Source organism: Streptosporangium amethystogenes subsp. fukuiense, assembly GCF_042665875.1.
In the GTDB taxonomy this organism is placed as follows: Bacteria; Actinomycetota; Actinomycetes; order Streptosporangiales; family Streptosporangiaceae; genus Streptosporangium; species Streptosporangium fukuiense.
The window spans coordinates 4730832-4747549 of the sequence record NZ_JBHTEE010000001.1; the positions used below are offsets into that span (position 1 = coordinate 4730832).

General features: G+C 70.2%; 15 protein-coding genes. 7 read left to right on the plus strand and 8 right to left on the minus strand.

The window, feature by feature from the left end:
- Positions 1-86 precede the first annotated feature (86 nt).
- From ACFQVD_RS20095 to ACFQVD_RS20105, 3 genes are read left to right on the plus strand one after another with little or no spacing between them, the layout of a single operon-like run.
- Positions 87-827, plus strand: coding sequence for a hypothetical protein (locus ACFQVD_RS20095; RefSeq protein ID WP_343979851.1), 741 nt, complete (start codon positions 87-89; stop codon positions 825-827).
- A gap of 58 nt (positions 828-885) precedes the next feature.
- Positions 886-1701, plus strand: a complete 816-nt coding sequence (locus ACFQVD_RS20100) for a DUF3097 domain-containing protein (protein ID WP_343979855.1) — start codon at positions 886-888, stop codon at positions 1699-1701.
- A 24-nt stretch (positions 1702-1725) separates the two neighbouring features.
- The gene (locus tag ACFQVD_RS20105; protein WP_343979858.1) at positions 1726-2325 is read left to right on the plus strand and encodes a DUF4870 domain-containing protein; all 600 of its coding nucleotides are present in this window, start codon (positions 1726-1728) and stop codon (positions 2323-2325) included.
- Positions 2326-2338: 13 nt separating this feature from the next.
- Here the strand turns inward: ACFQVD_RS20105 and hemW are convergent, their stop codons facing one another.
- Positions 2339-3550 (minus strand): radical SAM family heme chaperone HemW, encoded by a 1212-nt coding sequence (hemW, locus tag ACFQVD_RS20110; RefSeq protein ID WP_343979861.1) that lies wholly within the window; start codon positions 3548-3550, stop codon positions 2339-2341.
- Positions 3551-3728: 178 nt separating this feature from the next.
- Between hemW and ACFQVD_RS20115 the strand changes: the two genes are divergently transcribed.
- Complete coding sequence (locus ACFQVD_RS20115) at positions 3729-5006, plus strand: glycoside hydrolase family 18 protein (protein ID WP_343979863.1); 1278 nt, start codon at positions 3729-3731, stop codon at positions 5004-5006.
- A gap of 76 nt (positions 5007-5082) precedes the next feature.
- Here ACFQVD_RS20115 and ACFQVD_RS20120 read toward each other — a convergent pair whose 3' ends face one another.
- Complete coding sequence (locus ACFQVD_RS20120; protein ID WP_343979866.1) at positions 5083-5718, minus strand: MOSC domain-containing protein; 636 nt, start codon at positions 5716-5718, stop codon at positions 5083-5085.
- 95 nt (positions 5719-5813) lie between these two features.
- Positions 5814-7652: a translation elongation factor 4 gene (gene lepA / locus ACFQVD_RS20125; protein WP_343980027.1), complete on the minus strand. Its 1839-nt coding sequence runs from the start codon at positions 7650-7652 to the stop codon at positions 5814-5816.
- A 158-nt stretch (positions 7653-7810) separates the two neighbouring features.
- On the opposite strand from lepA, the gene ACFQVD_RS20130 reads away from it, so the two are divergent.
- Together ACFQVD_RS20130 and rpsT are read left to right on the plus strand one after the other, a co-directional pair.
- Complete coding sequence (locus tag ACFQVD_RS20130) at positions 7811-8728, plus strand: hypothetical protein (RefSeq protein WP_343979869.1); 918 nt, start codon at positions 7811-7813, stop codon at positions 8726-8728.
- Between the two features lie 168 nt (positions 8729-8896).
- On the plus strand, positions 8897-9172 hold the full coding sequence (gene rpsT, locus ACFQVD_RS20135) for a 30S ribosomal protein S20 (RefSeq protein WP_343979872.1): 276 nt from the start codon (positions 8897-8899) through the stop codon (positions 9170-9172).
- Positions 9173-9262: 90 nt separating this feature from the next.
- Here the strand turns inward: rpsT and holA are convergent, their stop codons facing one another.
- Positions 9263-10234 (minus strand): DNA polymerase III subunit delta, encoded by a 972-nt coding sequence (gene holA / locus ACFQVD_RS20140; RefSeq protein ID WP_343979875.1) that lies wholly within the window; start codon positions 10232-10234, stop codon positions 9263-9265.
- 109 nt (positions 10235-10343) lie between these two features.
- Here holA and ACFQVD_RS20145 point away from each other — a divergent pair, with 109 nt between their 5' ends.
- Positions 10344-10499 carry a hypothetical protein gene (locus ACFQVD_RS20145; protein WP_343979879.1) on the plus strand — a complete coding sequence of 52 codons (156 nt, stop codon included), beginning with the start codon at positions 10344-10346 and terminating at the stop codon, positions 10497-10499.
- On the opposite strand, the gene ACFQVD_RS20150 is transcribed toward ACFQVD_RS20145, so the two are convergent.
- From ACFQVD_RS20150 to hutI, 4 genes are all read right to left on the minus strand, one after another.
- Entirely contained in the window at positions 10496-12970 is a 2475-nt protein-coding gene (locus ACFQVD_RS20150; protein WP_343979883.1) for a ComEC/Rec2 family competence protein, read from the minus strand. The genes ACFQVD_RS20145 and ACFQVD_RS20150 overlap by 4 nt on opposite strands.
- Positions 12971-12996: 26 nt before the next feature.
- Complete coding sequence (locus ACFQVD_RS20155) at positions 12997-13668, minus strand: ComEA family DNA-binding protein (RefSeq protein WP_343979886.1); 672 nt, start codon at positions 13666-13668, stop codon at positions 12997-12999.
- 414 nt (positions 13669-14082) lie between these two features.
- Complete coding sequence (locus ACFQVD_RS20160; protein ID WP_343979889.1) at positions 14083-14916, minus strand: DegV family protein; 834 nt, start codon at positions 14914-14916, stop codon at positions 14083-14085.
- A gap of 58 nt (positions 14917-14974) precedes the next feature.
- Positions 14975-16183, minus strand: coding sequence for an imidazolonepropionase (gene hutI / locus ACFQVD_RS20165; protein ID WP_343979893.1), 1209 nt, complete (start codon positions 16181-16183; stop codon positions 14975-14977).
- Between the last annotated feature and the right edge of the window lie 535 nt (positions 16184-16718).

Here is a 16718-nt window from a genome sequence, read left to right on the forward strand (position 1 = left end):
ATAAGCAAGAGGTGCGGATGATGACGCCAAGCCATTGGCAAGTCAACTGCTATCGCGTTTCAACCGGTTACCGCCACAATTCGTACATGTCCAATGATTTTGGTTCTTTTCCGGGCGACGCCTCCCGCGGCCCCGGTTACGGCTCCCCCCAGCAGCCGTATGGTCAGCAGCCCCACCAGAACGGTCCCTCCTACGGTTACGCACCTCCCGGCTACGGCGCCCCGCAGAGCCCGCCCCCCAGCGGGAAGATCAAGCCCGGTATCGGATGGATCGTCGGGGTGTGGCTGCTCGCCCTGGTCAGCATCATCGTCGGCATCGGCGGCTTCGCAGGTGGCGTGCTGGGCGCGGTCACCAGCGCGGCGCCGACGAAGACGTTCGCCCCCGGCGAAAACACGACGGTCACGCTCGACCCGGCCGACAAGCCCGCCATCTATGTCTCCACCAGTGGACCCACCAATTTCGAGTGCACGCTGACCGGCGGCACCGGCACGCCCAGCCTGCAGAAGCCGCTCGTCCAGCAGACCGTGTCGGGTTCCGACGGCGTCGTCTGGGAGATGGGCCTGCAGATCGGCGTGGAGCAGGCGGGCGACTACCAGGTCAACTGCACCGCCGACCCGGCGGAGGGCACCACGTTCGGCGTGGGCCGGGAACTCGCCGCCGGATCACTGGTCGGCGGGGTGATCGCCCTGTTCGCGGTGCCCGGCATCGGGATCCTGCTGGCCATCGTCGTGACGATCGTCGTACTGGTGAAGCGGAGCAACGCCCGCAAGCGCCGGGCCGCCGCCTCGGCGGGGCAGTGGGGAGCACCGGGGCCCTACGGCAGGTGACCGCGGCGTTTGCTAGCGTCCCACGTGATCCCTTGCGAGAGACGGTGGGCGGTCGGTGATGTACGAGCGTGACGTTCTGGCGGGAGACTGGCGGCGCCCCCGCAGAGGGGAGATCCCCCGGATTCCCGCCGAGCTCGACCTGGTCGTCGAGGACGCCGACGGCGGCTTCTGCGGTGCCGTGGTGGCCTGCGACAAGGAGGCCGTCACCCTGGAGGACCGCTTCGGCCGTCGGCGGGTATTCCCGCTGGAGCCCGCCGCGTTCCTCCTGGAGGGCAGGACGGTGACGCTCGTGCGCCCGGCCGCCGCGCCACGTGGCCCCAGGCGGAGCGCGTCGGGCTCCATCGCGGTGGAGGGCCTGCGGGCCCAGGTGGCCAGGGAGAGCCGGATATACGTCGAGGGTGTGCACGACGCCGCGCTCGTGGAGAAGGTCTGGGGCCACGACCTGAGGGTCGAGGGTGTGGTGGTGGAGTACCTGGAGGGGGTCGATCACCTGCCCGCCATCGTCGAGGAGTTCGGCCCGGGCCCCGGCCGCCGCCTGGGTGTGCTCGTCGACCACCTGGTCCCCGGTTCCAAGGAGAGCCGGATCGCCGCGCGGATCTCCTCTCCGCACGTGCTGATCGTCGGGCACCCGTTCGTGGACGTCTGGCAGGCGGTCAAGCCGCACACGCTCAAGATCTCCTCCTGGCCGTCGGTGCCGCGCGGCGTGCCCTGGAAGGAGGGCGTCATCGCCGCGCTGGGCTGGAAGACGGAACCCGGCGACGCGTGGCGCCGCATCCTCGGATCGGTCACGACATATGCCGACCTGGAGCCCGAGCTGCTCGGTCCGGTCGAAGAGCTGATCGACTTCGTCACGGTTCCCGGCGAGGATGGCTAGGCCGTCAACCCATCAGGAGGGGCCATGAGCGAGAACCTTGGGGATTCACCGGGCGAAGACCGGACGGAGCGCATCGGCGATCCTCCGCCCGGCCACACGACGCCCGGCCACACCATGCCCGGCCAGAGCGCCCCGCCGCCCGGCCAGGGCTACCGGCAGTCGGGCCAGGGCCATCCCACTCCCCCGTACGACCCGAGCGGTTACCGCTACCAGAGCGGCTACCAGGATGGTTACGCCCGGTACGGCGGGTACGGCCCGGTGGGGTACGGCTACCAGGCGCCGCCGGGGACCTACGGCCCGCGGCCCGGCAGCGACGACACCACCATGGCGATGCTCGCCCACCTGCTGGGTCTGCTGACCAGCTTCGTCGGCCCGCTGGTGCTCTACCTCGCCAAGAAGGACGAGTCACCCTACGTGCGGGACCAGGCCGCCGAGGCCCTCAACTTCCAGCTCACGGTGTTGATCGCCTACTTCGTCTGCATGATCCTGGCGTTGGTGCTCATCGGCTTCGTGCTGATGCTCCTCCTCTGGATCGGGTCGATCATCATGATGGTCATCGCCGCGGTGGCGGCCAACCGGGGGGAGAACCACCGCTATCCGATGAGCATCCGCTTCGTCAGCTGACCCGGGCCGGAACTCAGGTGAGGTCGCGGACCAGTGCGTCGGCCAGCAGGCGGCCGCGCAGGGTGAGCACAGCCCGGCCCGCCTTGAACGGTTCCGTCTCCAGCAGTCCGTCGGCCAGCGCGCGGGCGACCACCCGGGGGCGGTCGAGCTCCCCGAGCGGGAACCCCTGGGCGAGCCGCAGCTCCAGCATCAGCCGCTCCACCGCCCTGTCCCCGGACCCCAGCACCTCTCGCGCCTGGGCGGGCGAGGTGCCCGCGGCCAGTCGCCGGGCGTAGGCGGCGGGGTGCTTGACGTTCCACCAGCGGGTACCGCCGACGTGGCTGTGCGCCCCCGGACCGACGCCCCACCAGTCTCCGCCGGTCCAGTAGAGCAGGTTGTGCCGGCATCGCCCGGCCTCGGAGGTCGCCCAGTTGGACACCTCGTACCACTCGAACCCCGCCTCGGCCAGCATGGTGTCGGCGATCAGGTAACGGTCGGCGGCCACGTCGTCGTCGGGCATCGGGAGCTCGCCCCGCCTGATCCTGGCGGCCAGCTTCGTCCCGTCCTCGACGATCAGCGAGTACGCGGAGACATGGTCGGGTCCCGCCTCGATCGCCGCGGCCAGCGAAGCACGCCAGTCGTCGTCGCTCTCCCCTGGCGTGCTGTAGATCAGGTCAAGGTTGACGTGCTCGAACCCCGCCTGCCTCGCCTCCCGTACGGCCCGCGCCGGGCGTCCGGGAGTGTGGCGACGGTCCAGCACCGCGAGCACGTGCTCGCGGGCACTCTGCATCCCGAAGCTCATCCGGTTGAACCCACCCTCGCGAAGCTCCGCCAGGTAGGCGGGGTCCACCGACTCGGGGTTGGCCTCGGTGGTCACCTCGGCGCCGGGAGCGAGCCCGAACTCCTCCTCGATCGCCCCCAGGATCCGTACCAGGTCTCCGGCCGGTAGCAGGGTCGGGGTGCCCCCGCCGAAGAACACGGTCTCGACCGGGAGGCGCGCGGCGCCGAGGTTGGCCCGCGCCCGCCGCACCTCGTCGACGGCGGTGTCCGCGTAGTCCCGCTGCGCGGCGCCGGGACCGAGTTCCGAGGCCGTGTAGGTGTTGAAATCGCAGTAACCGCACCGGGTCACGCAGAAGGGCACGTGGACGTAGAAGCCGAAGGGCCGCTCGCCGAGTCCGGCGAGCGCGCTCTCGGGGAGTTCGCCCGAGGCGGGTACGGGATCCCCGTCGGGAAGTGTGGATGGCACGCCCCAAGTCTGCCGCTCCCCACGCGATGCCCGGGACGTCGCCCCGGCTGTGGAAGGCCGGCCGCTCACCGGTCAAACCGCCGCGTACCGTTGACGGACAGATCGCACAGGTCTACGATCCGGGAAAACTTAAAGGAAAGTTTCCTATAAGTTACTATTCCGAGCAGTGGAGAAGCCCGTGCAGAGACTCCTCCGGAACATGATCGCGGCAGCCCTCGCCGCGGGTCTCGCGGCGGTGGCCTTACCGGCCCCGGCCCAGGCCCAGGCCCCCTCAGGGAACGGTGACCGCTTCAAGCGGGTCGCCTACTTCATCCAGTGGGGCGTCTACGGCCGCGACTACCACGTCAAGGACATGGAGAGCAGCGGCGCCGCCGCCAAGCTGACCCACATCAACTACGCCTTCGGCTTCGTCAACGCCGAGGGCGACTGCTACTCCGCCGACCCGTGGGCCGACTGGCAGCGCCCGGTGGCCGCCGAGCAGAGCGTGGACGGCGTCGGCGACGCCGAGGGCCAGGCGCTGAACGGCAACCTGAACCAGCTGAAGAAGCTCAAGGCCAAGCACCCCGGCCTCAAGACGTTGATCTCCCTGGGCGGCTGGACCGGCTCGAAATACTTCTCCGACGCGGTGCTGACCCCCTCCGGGCGCGCCAGACTGGCCTCCTCCTGCATCGACCTGTGGCTCAGGGGCAACCTGCCCGGCACCGCCCCCGGCACCGGAGCGGGCGTGTTCGACGGCATCGACCTCGACTGGGAGTGGCCGGGCTCCTCCGGCAACGAGGGCAACATCATCCGTCCCGAGGACAAGCGGAACTTCACCCTGTTCGTCGCCGAACTGCGCCGCCAGATGAACGAGTTCGACCGGCGCACCGAGCTGACCGCCTTCCTGCCCGCCGCCGCCGCGAAGATCGACGCGGGCTTCGAGGTCCGCGACGTCTTCAAGCAGCTCACCTTCGCCACGATCCAGGGCTATGACCTGCACGGCTCGTGGGAGAACGTCACCGGCCACAACGGCAACCTGTTCAACGACCGGCGCGACCCCAACCCGGTGAAGTACAGCGTGGACCAGACGGTCCGCGACTACCTGACGCGCGGCGCCCCGGCCAAGAAGATCGTGGTGGGCGTGCCCGCGTACGGTCAGGGCTGGACCGGCGTCACCGGGGGCAGGAACGGCCTGTACGGCACCGCCACCGGTCCCGCGCCGGGCACCTTCGCCGCCGGAAGCGAGGACTACAAGATCCTGGTGAACAAGCCGGGCAAGCGCTACCGCGACCTGCTGACCGGAACCGTGTGGCTCTACGACGGCAACGAGTTCTGGTCCTACGACGACCCGGCCACGCTGGCCCAGAAGGCGGCCTACATCCGCCTGAAGGGCCTCGGCGGCTCGATGATGTGGTCCATCGACCAGGACGACACCTCGGCGTCGCTCACCTCGGCGCTCTACAGGATCCTGCGCTGAGCGACCCTCTCATACCGGTCGGGGCCGCAGGATCTGGGTCATCTGCGGCCCCGCCCGCGCGTTCGTCCCCGGACGCCTAACCGCGCACGCGGCCCAGCACCCGCTCAGCGACCCTGTCCCACTCCTCGGGGTGCCCCGGATGGGCGAGCAGGCGGCGCAGCAGGTCTCTGTCACCGTGGTAGGCACGGAAGGACTCGGTGACCGTGACGCTGCCTTCGGGACGCGAGACGATCTCGACGGCGTCGCCCCGGCCCAGCTCGCCCGGCTCGACCACCCGCAGGTAGGCGCCGACCCGCCCGGCCCGGGTGAAGGTCTTGAGCCAGCCCGGCTCCCCGATCCAACCGCGGAACACCGAGCACGGCACCCTCGGGCCGGTCACCTCGGCCAGCACCGTGCCCATCCGCCAGCGCTCCCCGATCTTGGCCCCGTTGACGTCGAGCCCCACCGTCGTGAGGTTCTCCCCGAACATGCCGTCGCGCAGCTCCCGGCCCAGCTCGGCCCGCCACCAGTCGTAGTCCTCCCGCGCATAGGCGTAGAGCGCCTGATCGGAAGAGCCGTGGTGCTCCAGATCTGCCCTCTCGTCCCCGGCCAGACCGCTCTCCGAGGCCCTGACCCGGCCGTCCGCGGGGGTCTTGTCTATCGCGGTGCGCTTGAGACGACCGGCCCACTCCGCGTCGACGGCACGGCCCACGTTCACCGAGGCAATCTGCATGACCGGACGGTATCGGAGCCCTCAACCGGAAGGCGAACCGATATCCACCGATTCTTCCTACCCGGTGCCAAGCCTGGCCGGGCCCTCGACGTCCTCTACTTCTTGGACTTGTCCGCGGAGGACTCGGTGGACAGCGCGGCGACGAACGCCTCCTGGGGCACCTCGACGCGGCCGACCATCTTCATCCGCTTCTTGCCCTCCTTCTGCTTCTCCAGCAGCTTGCGCTTGCGGGAGATGTCGCCGCCGTAGCACTTGGCGAGGACGTCCTTGCGGATGGCACGGATGTTCTCACGGGCGATGACCCGGGCGCCGATGGCCGCCTGGATCGGCACCTCGAACTGCTGCCTGGGGATCAGCTCGCGCAGTTTCTTGGCCATCTCGACGCCGTAGGCGTAGGACTTCTCCCGGTGAACGATGGCGCTGAAGGCGTCCACGGCCTCGCCCTGGAGCAGGATGTCGACCTTGACCAGGTCGGACTCCTGCTCGCCCGAGGGCTCGTAGTCCAGCGAGGCGTAGCCGCGCGTACGGGACTTGAGCTGGTCGAAGAAGTCGAAGATGATCTCGCCGAGCGGCATCGTGTAGCGGATCTCGACGCGGTCCTCGGACAGGTAGTCCATGCCCTGCAGGTTGCCCCGGCGGTTCTGGCAGAGCTCCATGATGGCGCCGATGAACTCCGACGGAACGAGCACCGTCGACTTCACCATCGGTTCGAAGACCTTGTCCACCTTACCGGTGGGGAACTCCGAGGGGTTGGTGACGACGACCTCCTTGCCGTCCTCCATGATCACTCGATAGACCACGTTGGGCGCGGTGGAGATGAGCGAGAGGTTGAACTCGCGCTCCAGCCGCTCGCGGACGATCTCCATGTGGAGCAGGCCGAGGAAGCCGCAGCGGAAGCCGAAGCCCAGGGCGGCGGAGGTCTCCGGCTCGTAGACCAGGGCCGCGTCGTTGAGCTGGAGCTTGTCCAACGCCTCGCGGAGCTCGGGGTAGTCGTCACCGTCGATGGGGTACAGGCCCGAGAAGACCATGGGCTTGGGGTGCTGGTATCCGCTGAGCGCCTCGGCGGCCGGCCTCGACACGGAGGTCACCGTGTCACCGACCCGCGACTGGCGGACGTCCTTCACACCGGTGATCAGATAGCCCACCTCGCCGACGCCCAGCCCCTGGTCGGCGATCTTCGGCTCGGGCGAGATGACGCCGATCTCCAGCGTCTCGTGGGCCGCGCCGGTGGACATCATCAGGATGCGCTCACGCTTGCCCAGGTGCCCGTCCATGACCCGGACGTAGGTGATCACACCTCGGTAGGTGTCGTAGACCGAGTCGAAGATCAGCGCGCGGGCGGGCGCGTCGGCGTCGCCGACCGGGGCCGGGATGTTCTCGACCACGTGGTCCAGGAGCTCGCGAACGCCCACACCGGTCTTGCCGGAGACCCTCAGCACGTCCTCCGGGTCACAGCCGATGAGGTGGGCGATCTCCGCGGCGTACTTCTCCGGCTGGGCGGCGGGCAGGTCGATCTTGTTGAGCACCGGGATGATCGTCATGTCGTTGTTCATGGCCAGGTAGAGGTTGGCCAGGGTCTGCGCCTCGATCCCCTGCGCGGCGTCGACCAGCAGGATCGCGCCCTCACACGCCTGGAGCGACCGGGAGACCTCATAGGTGAAGTCGACGTGCCCGGGAGTGTCGATCATGTTGAGGACGTAGTCGGTCTCGCCGACCCGCCACGGCAGTCTGACCGCCTGCGACTTGATCGTGATGCCGCGCTCGCGCTCGATGTCCATCCGATCGAGATACTGAGCGCGCATGGAACGGTCGTCGACCACTCCGGTGATCTGCAGCATGCGGTCGGCCAACGTCGACTTGCCATGGTCGATATGCGCGATGATGCAGAAGTTGCGGAGCACCGCGGGGTCGGTCTGGCCAGGCTGAATGCGCACCGGGGTCCGTTTCAACAGATTGATGACGATCACACGGCTGGCATGCCAGCCGCCTTCCATGGTGACATGTCCGGGTGATTGCCCGGACCAGAACACGACTCGGCCTGCGTTTTCTCGCTGCGGTGGCGGCCCTGCTCCTTGCGCTTCCAGGGTTGGCCGTGGCCACCCTCACCCTGCAGTTTACCGGGACACCCGCCCCGTGGGCGAAGACGACCGGCCACGACGCCCTGTGGCTCGGCCACGCGTGGGTGGACGGCAGGAAGACCCACGACGACGTGCGGACGCTCGCCGCCAGGCTCCGCAAGACCGGCATCAAGGACGTCTACCTCCACTCGGGACCGTTCGACCGCGACGGGACGTTGCCCATCGAGAGATATCCCCGGGCTGTCGATCTTCTGAAGTGGTGGCGCGAGGAGTTGCCGAAGGTCAGGATCTCGGCCTGGCTCGGCCAGAAGGTCGACGGCACCCTCGACCTCGACGACGCGGCCTCCAGGCAGTGTGTGCTGGACGGCGCACGCGCGATCATGGCGCTCGGCTTCGACGGCGTGCACTACAACTTCGAGCCGATCGGCGACGGCGACACCGAGTTCCTCGACCTGCTGACCCGGACCCGCGTGATCGTGGGCGACGGCCTGCTCTCCACGTCGACCCCGCAGATCGAGCCGTTCCCGCTCGTCCGCCCGGCCGCACGCGCCGCCCTCGGTCACGACAAATACTGGTCGTCCGACTACTTCCGCCAGGTGGCGAACCTTACCGACCAGGTAGCGATCATGACCTACGACTCCTACCTCCCCTTCCCCGCCGTCTACGGCGGCCACGTCGTGCGGCAGAGCACGCTGGCGCTGGAACTCGTCCCCGAGGAGAAGACGGTGCTGATCGGCGCCCCGGCCTATCACGACCACGCCGCCCCCTGGGCCGACGAGGCCGAGAGCGTCGAGAACGCGGCCAGGGGTGCCCGGCTGGCGCTGACCTCGTACGGCAAGCGCCGTGAGCGGTTCGGGCTGGCGATCTACGTCGACTTCGCCGCCACCAAGGAGGACTGGGCCGAGTACGACAAGTTCTGGTTCAAGCCATGAGGATTACGGTCCGAGCGATCAAAATCACACGCTAAACTGATCGGGCATCCCTCTGCCCGGCCTGTCGATTTGAGTGACGACCTCGGCAGTTGGTAGCCTAGTCAACTGCGTGTGGCGCGCCCTCTCTGCCCGCGCGCCCCATCCAACGACATTCACCGAGGCTTCTTCGTGGCGAACATCAAGTCCCAGATCAAGCGCAACCGGCAGAACGAGAAGGCCCGGCTGCGTAACAAGGCTGTCAAGTCTTCCCTGAAGACGGCCATCCGCAAGTTCCGCGAGGCCGCCGACCAGGGTGACGTCGAGCAGGCCGCTGTGCTCCAGCGCGCCGCCGCCCGTCAGCTGGACAAGGCTGCCAGCAAGGGCGTCATCCACAAGAACCAGGCCGCCAACCGCAAGTCGGCGATCGCCCAGCGCGCCGCCGCCCTGTCGACGGTCGCCAAGTAGTTCCAGGTTTCGCGGACGCCGCCCCCGCACGGGGTGCGGCGTTCTTGCGTTTCAACCGCACGTGCCGCTGGGGACAACCGTGATGCCGAGCTAGCGTCCGGTGCGGCTGGCGACCACGGTCTGGACCATGTGCTCCAGCGCGTACGCGGGGTCGGCGCCGCCGCCCTTCACCTGAGCGTCGGCGGTGGCGACGGCCTGGATCGCGCGGGCGAGGCCGTCGGGCCCCCAGCCGTTCAGCTGCCGCTGAACCCGTTCGATCTTCCAGGGCGGCATGCCGAGCCGGCCGGCGAGTTGACCGCCCCTCAGGTTGCGGGGCGCACCGCCCACCTTCGCCAGCGAGCGCAGGCCCCCGGCGAGCGCGCTCACCAGCAGGACCGGTGCCGTACCGGTCGCCAGGGCCCAGCGCAGTTGTTCCAGGGCTTCGCCCAGGCGCCCCTCGACTGCCGAGTCGGCCACGGTGAACCCGCTGACCTCCGCCCTGCCCCGGTGGTAGCGCGCCACTGCGGCCTCGTCGATCGCCTTGCCGGGGGTGTCGAAGGCGAGCTGGCTGCAGGCGGCGGCGAGCTCGCGCAGGTCGTTGCCCACGGCGTCGAGGAGCGCGGCGGCGGCGTCCGCCCCGATGGTGCGCCCGGCTCGTTTCAGCTCTGCCTTGACGAACGCCAGCCGCTCGGCCGGTTTGGTCATTTTGGTGACCGAGACCACCTGCGCCCCGGCTTTCTTGACCCCGTCGACCAGCGCCTTCCCCTTGACGCCCCCCGGATGGACGAGGATCAGCACGGTCTCCTCGGCCGGATGAGCCGCATAGGAGACGACTTCGGCGATGACGTCCTTGCCGAGGTCCTGGGCCGAGCGGACGACCACCACGGACCTGTCGCCGAACAGCGAGGGCGACGTCATACGGGTGAGCTCCCCGGGCTCCATCTTCGCGCCGGGGAGATCGTGCACCTCGGCGGTCGGGTCGGCCGCCCTGGCCGCCGAGGTCACCTCACTCACCGCGCGGTCGGCCAGCAGTTCCTCGTCGCCGAGTATCAGGATCACAGGTGCCGGATCGGTTGCCGCCATGCCGAGCAGCATGCCACGTCCCGGTGACGGGAGGAGCATCGGCAAGTCGTTCGCAATCGGAATGCAGGTGCCATGAGGCACCCTGGGAACCTCACAGGAGGTGAAAACCATGACGAACTCCACCATTCGCCGCCACGCCTGCCCGCGCTGCGGAACGTCCCTCGACGAGGGCCCGATCATGTACCGCTGCGCGCGCTGCAGCCGGTCGGTCTACGCCGCCGACGTGGACACCGAGTTCCGCCGCCCGGCCAAGGTCACGTCCTAGTCCCGTACCGGAGCCCCTCCGGCCGGGGCGCTCCTTCGGGGAATGACGGACAGGGCTCCCCCGCTGTCCACCACGGCGAGGTCTCCCGACAGGTCCGTCCGGTGGACGCGCACACCGAGCCGGTACAGCGTGGCCAGGGTCGACGGCGCGGGATGGCCGTAGTCGTTGTCCGCCCCCACACTGATGAGGGCGGCACGAGCACCCATCGCGGCGAAGAAGGCCGGGTCGTACCTGCCGGATCCGTGATGCGGAACCTTGAGGATCTCGGCGCGCGGCAGGCCCCTGCGGAGCAGCTCCGCCTGGGCCTCGGTCTCGATGTCGCCGCTGAGCAGAGCCGACCCCGCGGCCCAGCGAACATGCACCACGACGCTGGCGTTGTTGACGGCCGCCCCCTTCCCCGCGCCGGTCGGGGACACCTCGGTCACCGGGCCGATGACCGTCAGCTCGGAGGGCCCGAACCGCCAGCTCGCCCCCGGACTCGCCGCCCACTCGACCACACGGCGGCGGGCGAGATCCTCGCTCAGCCTCACCCCCTCATGCTCCCCGGCGTCGTCTCCGGTGCCGCGCGGGGTCACCAGCACCGCTCCCACCGCCCGCCCACGGAAGACACCGTCGAGCCCTCCCACATGGTCGAGGTGCGGATGGGTGAGGATGACCAGCGGCACCTCCCCGACTCCCATGGAACGCAGACAGCGGTCCACCCGGACAGGATCGGGCCCCGCGTCCACCACCACGGCTCGCCCGGGCCCTGCCGCGACCAGCAGCGCGTCTCCCTGGCCGACATCGCAGGCCACCAGCAACCATCCGCGAGGCGGCCAGCGAGCCACGATCGGCGCGGCCACCGTCACGGCGAGAACCAGGCCGGCGACGGCCGCCAGGGCGATCAGGCGTATCCTCCGGTGCCGCAGCACCAGCACGGCGAGCGGGACGGCAGCGGCCAGCAGGAGCAGCCCGGTGACGCCGCCCGGCCACGGGAGCACGCCCAACGGGAGCCCGGCGGTGTGCCCGGCCACCTCGATGATCCATCCGGTGGCCAGACCCGCCGGCCGGACCAGCAGCTGAGCGAGCCCCAGGTGCAGGGGGGCGACCAGCGCCACCACGAAGCCGAGCAGGGTGGCCGGGGCCACGGCCGGGCCCGCGAGCAGGTTGGCCGGGATCGCCACCGGTGCGAGCTGCCCGGACATGAGGACCAGGACGGGGGTGACGGCGGCCTGGGCGGCGGCGGCCACGGCGATCGCCTCCGCGGCCCATCGGGGCATCCGGGCCGAGAGCCGGTCGCGCCAGCGCGGTGCGAGGACCAGAATGCCCGCGGTGGCGAAGACCGACAGGGCGAAGCCGTAGGAGCGGGCGAGGTCGGGGACAAAGAAGATCAGTCCCAGAACCGTCGCAGACAGAGCCGCGACGCCGTCGCGCGAGCGGCCCGTACCGAGTGCCACGGCGGCGACCCCGCCCATCAGGAGAGCCCTGAGCACACTGGGCGAGGGACGGGCGACGATCGAGAAGGCGACCATGGCCGAGATCGCCAGCACCGCCCGCGCCGCGAGTGGCAGACCGGCCGTCCTGGCCATCGCGACCGCCGCACCGGCCACGACGGCGAGGTTGGCCCCGGAGACGGCGAGCAGGTGGCTGAGGCCGGCCGCCTTGAAATCGGCTCTGACCTGGTCGTCCATCCGGGACACGTCACCGACCACCAGGCCGGGCAGCAGCCCGCGCTGCGCCGGTGGCAACACCTCGGCCGCCTTCCTCAGCCCCGATCTGAGCGCTCCGGCCGCGCGTTGCTCCCAGGAGGGTCCGCTCAGGACGCGCGGCGCCCCTCTGACCAGCACCACCGCCGCGAGCAGCTCACCGGGGTCCGCCGGGCCGAAGCGCCCGCTGACCTCGACCCGCTGGCTGGGCAGCAGCGAACGCCACTCCGCGCCGGAGACGAAAAGCAGCACCGGAGCCCGCAGCCTCACCCTGTCCGCTCCCGTCCCGACCGATTCGACCCGGGCGGGCACCACGAAGCTCTCCCGCCGGAACGGCCCGCCACGCCGGGCCACCTCCCGGGGGTCGTCGGTCACCACCGCCTCCGCAACCGCCGAGGCATGCCTTCCGGCCAGCTCGGCGACCGGTCCCGTACCGGCCGCGTGCACCCGGAAGGCCACCGACCCGGCCACCGCGGCCGCGCACCCCAGGACCGCGATCACCGCGTTACGCCGGCCCGCCGTCCTCCCCGCCCGGACCAGAACAGCCACGGCCAGGGCACCCACGGCCGTGAGACCGGCCACCACGGCACCCGTCGCCGCCGGACAGCCCAGCAGGACCAGGGCGATCACCCACGATGCCGCCGCGGGCAGGAGCAGATGCGCGGCATGCGCGCCCCGCCCCTTTCCGGAATCCCTGACACCACCGGCCTTCCCGGGAGCACCGGAACCATCAGGGCTCTCGGTGGCCCCGGCGCGCCCGGCCTCGACGACCGAGCCGGCTCGCATCCCGACCGCCCTCCCCGACCTGCGGATCACACCCGGACCCTGTCGCGCATCTCGGCGTACTTACGGTCGCCTATGCCGCTCACGTCGCGGAGTTGCTCAACGGCGCGGAAGCCGCCATGGGCGGCGCGGTACTCGGTGATGCGCCGGGCGAGCACCTCACCCACGCCCGGCAGCCCTTCGAGCTGCTCGATCGTGGCCGTGTTGAGGTCGACGACGGCGGTGGCGGGGTCCGCCGGATCCACCGGGGCGGGTGCCACCGCGACGGCGGGGCCGGCCGAGCCGACGACGATCTGCTCGCCGTCGACGAGCCTGCGCGCCAGGTTGAGAGACCCCGTGGCGGCCGCCCCCCGAACGCCCCCGGCGGCCCGGACCGCGTCGGCGACCCGGGAACCTCCGGGCAACGTGATCACCCCGGGGCGGCGGACCTTTCCGGTCACGTGAACCGTCAGCTCGGTGGCCGGCACGGGCCGGGGCCGTGCGGCATTGCCAGGCTCCGGCAGCGGAGTCCCGGAGATCGGCGCCGGCGGGGCCAGCGGCTCGGGCTCCGGCTGGGATCTCCAGGCGTACACACCGCCGGCGACGGCGGCCGTCAGGGCGACGAGCAGCAGGAGGCGCAACCCCGGCCTGCCCGGACCGAGATCCTGTCCCTGTGCGGCCACGACCTTGCGCAGCGCCTCGAAGGCCGGGGGAGACGGCATGGAACGCACACGCGCGGCGGGACCGTCGAGGGAGGCGACATCCTGCGGCCGACCCCGCCCACCGGCCCACGCATCCCCCGCCGAACAGGGCGGAGCGGCCTCGTCCTCCCCGTGAGGGAGCGGATCTCCCGGATCGGCAGGGCTTGCCGGCCGGAACGGTGAGAGCCGATCGTTGGGCCGCGGCAGGGCGAGCAGGTCGGCCGACCCGCGCGGGAGGGGCACGGCGGCAGGTGATCCACGCCCTGTCAGGATCCGCAGCCGCGACTCGGCCCGGAACCGCTCGATGTTCTGGCCTGTGGTCCGCACCCGCAGGACGCTACGGGGCGGCACCGGGAACATCCTCGCCGAACACCGTTCTGTGGATATCCGGCCGGCCGCGCGGTCAGGTTGTGGACGGCGACCCGGCCACGGGTGTCAGGAGGGCGGGAAGGAGACGGTGATACCGAGCATCCCGGGGCCGACGTGGGCGCCGATGACCGAACCGACCTCGACGACTGTGACCTCGACGAGTGCGGGGATGCGCCGGGGCAGGCGCGCCGCCAGCGCCTCGGCACGGGCCGTGGCTCCGAGATGCTGGACGGCGACCTCCACCGGGGCGGTGCCCGCGGCCTCGACCGCGAGATCCTCGAGACGGGCGATGGCCCGGCTCGCCGTACGGACCTTCTCCAGAGGAACGATCGCGCCGTCACGAATGTGCAGGATCGGTTTGATCATCAATGCCGAGCCGAGGAGGGTCGCAGCCGCACCGATCCGGCCTCCCCTGCGCAGGTACTCCAGGGTGTCGACATAGAAGAAGCTGCGGATCGACTCCGCGCGGCGGCGGGCGGCATCCGCCACCTCCGTCCGGGTCGCGCCCGCGGCGGCGGCACCCGCGGCGGCGAGGACCGGGAATCCCAGGCCCATGCCGATGGACCTGCTGTCGATGACGTCGACCGGAACCGGTGAATCCTCGGCTCCCGCGCGGGCGGCCTCGAACGTGCCGGACATCTCCGCCGACAGGTGGACGGAGACGATGCCGGTCGCACCCCGGGCCGCCGCCTGGTCGTAGGCATCCGCGAAACGCCGCGGGGTGGGCCTGGAGGTCGTCACCGGAGCCCGCTCCCCGGGCACCTCGTCCAGCGCCCTGTCGTCGAGCGACCTGCCTCCCACGACCACCTGGAGCGGTACCACGATGATGCCCAGGCGGGAGACCCGCTCTCCCGGAAGGTAGGCGGTGGAGTCGGTGACGACGGCGACCGATGGCGACATGTCCAGAGGTTACTCGGAGAAGATCAGACGAAGAAGGCCGGAGTCACGGACATCGGACCTACTGGACCGGAGTGCCTCCACGCCAGACCCGGCGGGGCTTGAGGCCGAAGGCCCAGGCGAAGGCACCCTCGTGGTCAGCGTCCCACTGGACGATGTCGGCGAGGCGACCCGGGGCGAGAACACCGCGGTCGGAAGCCCCCAGGACCGTGGCACCGCCGAGGGTGGCGGCGCGAAGAGCGTCGCCGACGCTCATGCCGAAGGCCGCCACCGCGAGGCTGATGACCAGTGACATCGAGGTGATGCCGCAGTGGCCCGGGTTGTGATCGCTGCCGAGGGCCACGGTGACCCCCTGGGCGAGCATCCGGCGGACGGGAGGCAGGCTGCCACGCTGGAGGGCGGTTCCGGGGCAGACCACGGCGGGGACTCCGTAGCGGGCCAGGATCGCGATGTCCTCGTCGGTGGTGTGGTGAAGCAGGTCGGCGGAGGCGCAGCCGAGTTCGGCGGCGAGCTGGACGGCGCCCCTGCGGGTGTACGCGCCGGCGTGCACGCGGGGCTGCAGGCCGACGTTGCGCCCGGAGGCCAGGACCCAGCGGGCCTCCTCCGCGGTGAAGTGCCCCTCGTCGCAGTAGACGTCGACGCTGTCGGCCCCCGCCGCCGCGGCGTCGGCGCACCAGGAGCCCACGGCCTCGACGTAGTCACGCTGGCGGCCGAAGTATTCGGGCGGGACGACGTGCGCGGCCATGAAGGTCACGTGCACCCGCGGCATCATCGGCTCCTTCTCCAGCTCGCGCAGGAGCCGCACGTCGGCGAGTTCGCCGTCGCGGGTGAGGTGGTAGCCGGTCTTGGCCTCGATGGTGGTGGTGCCGCTGAGCAGCCAGTCCCGGAGCCGCTCACGGACACCGTTGCAGAGCGTCCAGGGATCGGTGCCCCGGGTGACCGTCACGGTGGAACCGATGCCGCCGCCCGCCGCGGTGATCGCGGAGGGGGTGGAACCGCCGGAGCGCATCGCCATCTCGGCGTAGCGGTTGCCCGCGTAGACCGGGTGGGTGTGCGCGTCGATCAGGCCGGGGGTGACCAGCGCGCCGCCCAGGTTCTCGACGTGGTCGACGTCGACGATGTCGTCGACGACGCCGGGCACGCTCTGCGGCAGGTCCGCGGCTCGGCCGACCCAGGCGATCCTGTCGTTGTGAACGAGGATCGCCGCGTTGCTGAACACATCGTTTCCGGTCCAGAGCCGGCCGATGTTGGTCAGAAGGCGGACCGTCATCGCATCACCGCCTTGTGTTCAGGGGAAGACGCTTGGAGGAGGACCACACCCGGACGGGACGAGTCGCCCCTGACACTGCCGGGCACCGTGCCCTTCAAGCCCGCTGTGACTCCGGACGGCATCGGGGGTCTCCTGCTCTCATCCGCGTATCTGTTGTGCGGCGACAGTATCGCCGAGATCATGATCGGGCGATTTCAGTTCAGTTACGTTATTTCACAAGTCAGCCCGCTGTACAGGCTAATTGGGAAGAACGCCGCCTCACCGCGACCGCACCTCGCCCGCCGGCTCGGCGGTCACGCGTGACGTTGAGCACCTTTCCACAGCTCAGACTACTTCTTCATCGTCCGTAACAGTAGTCACCAGAGCAACTTGCGTCATAACATCTCGCTAGATTTGCCTTATGGTAGCAATCTAAACCCCGGCCGACCACTGCGGCTTTCGCGGCTTTTGTACGCTTTCGCAATCACAGTGCATCTCAGGGAGCCGTCCAGCGCAAGCCCCGTCGTTGAAACGCGATTCGCGATCAACCTAGGCT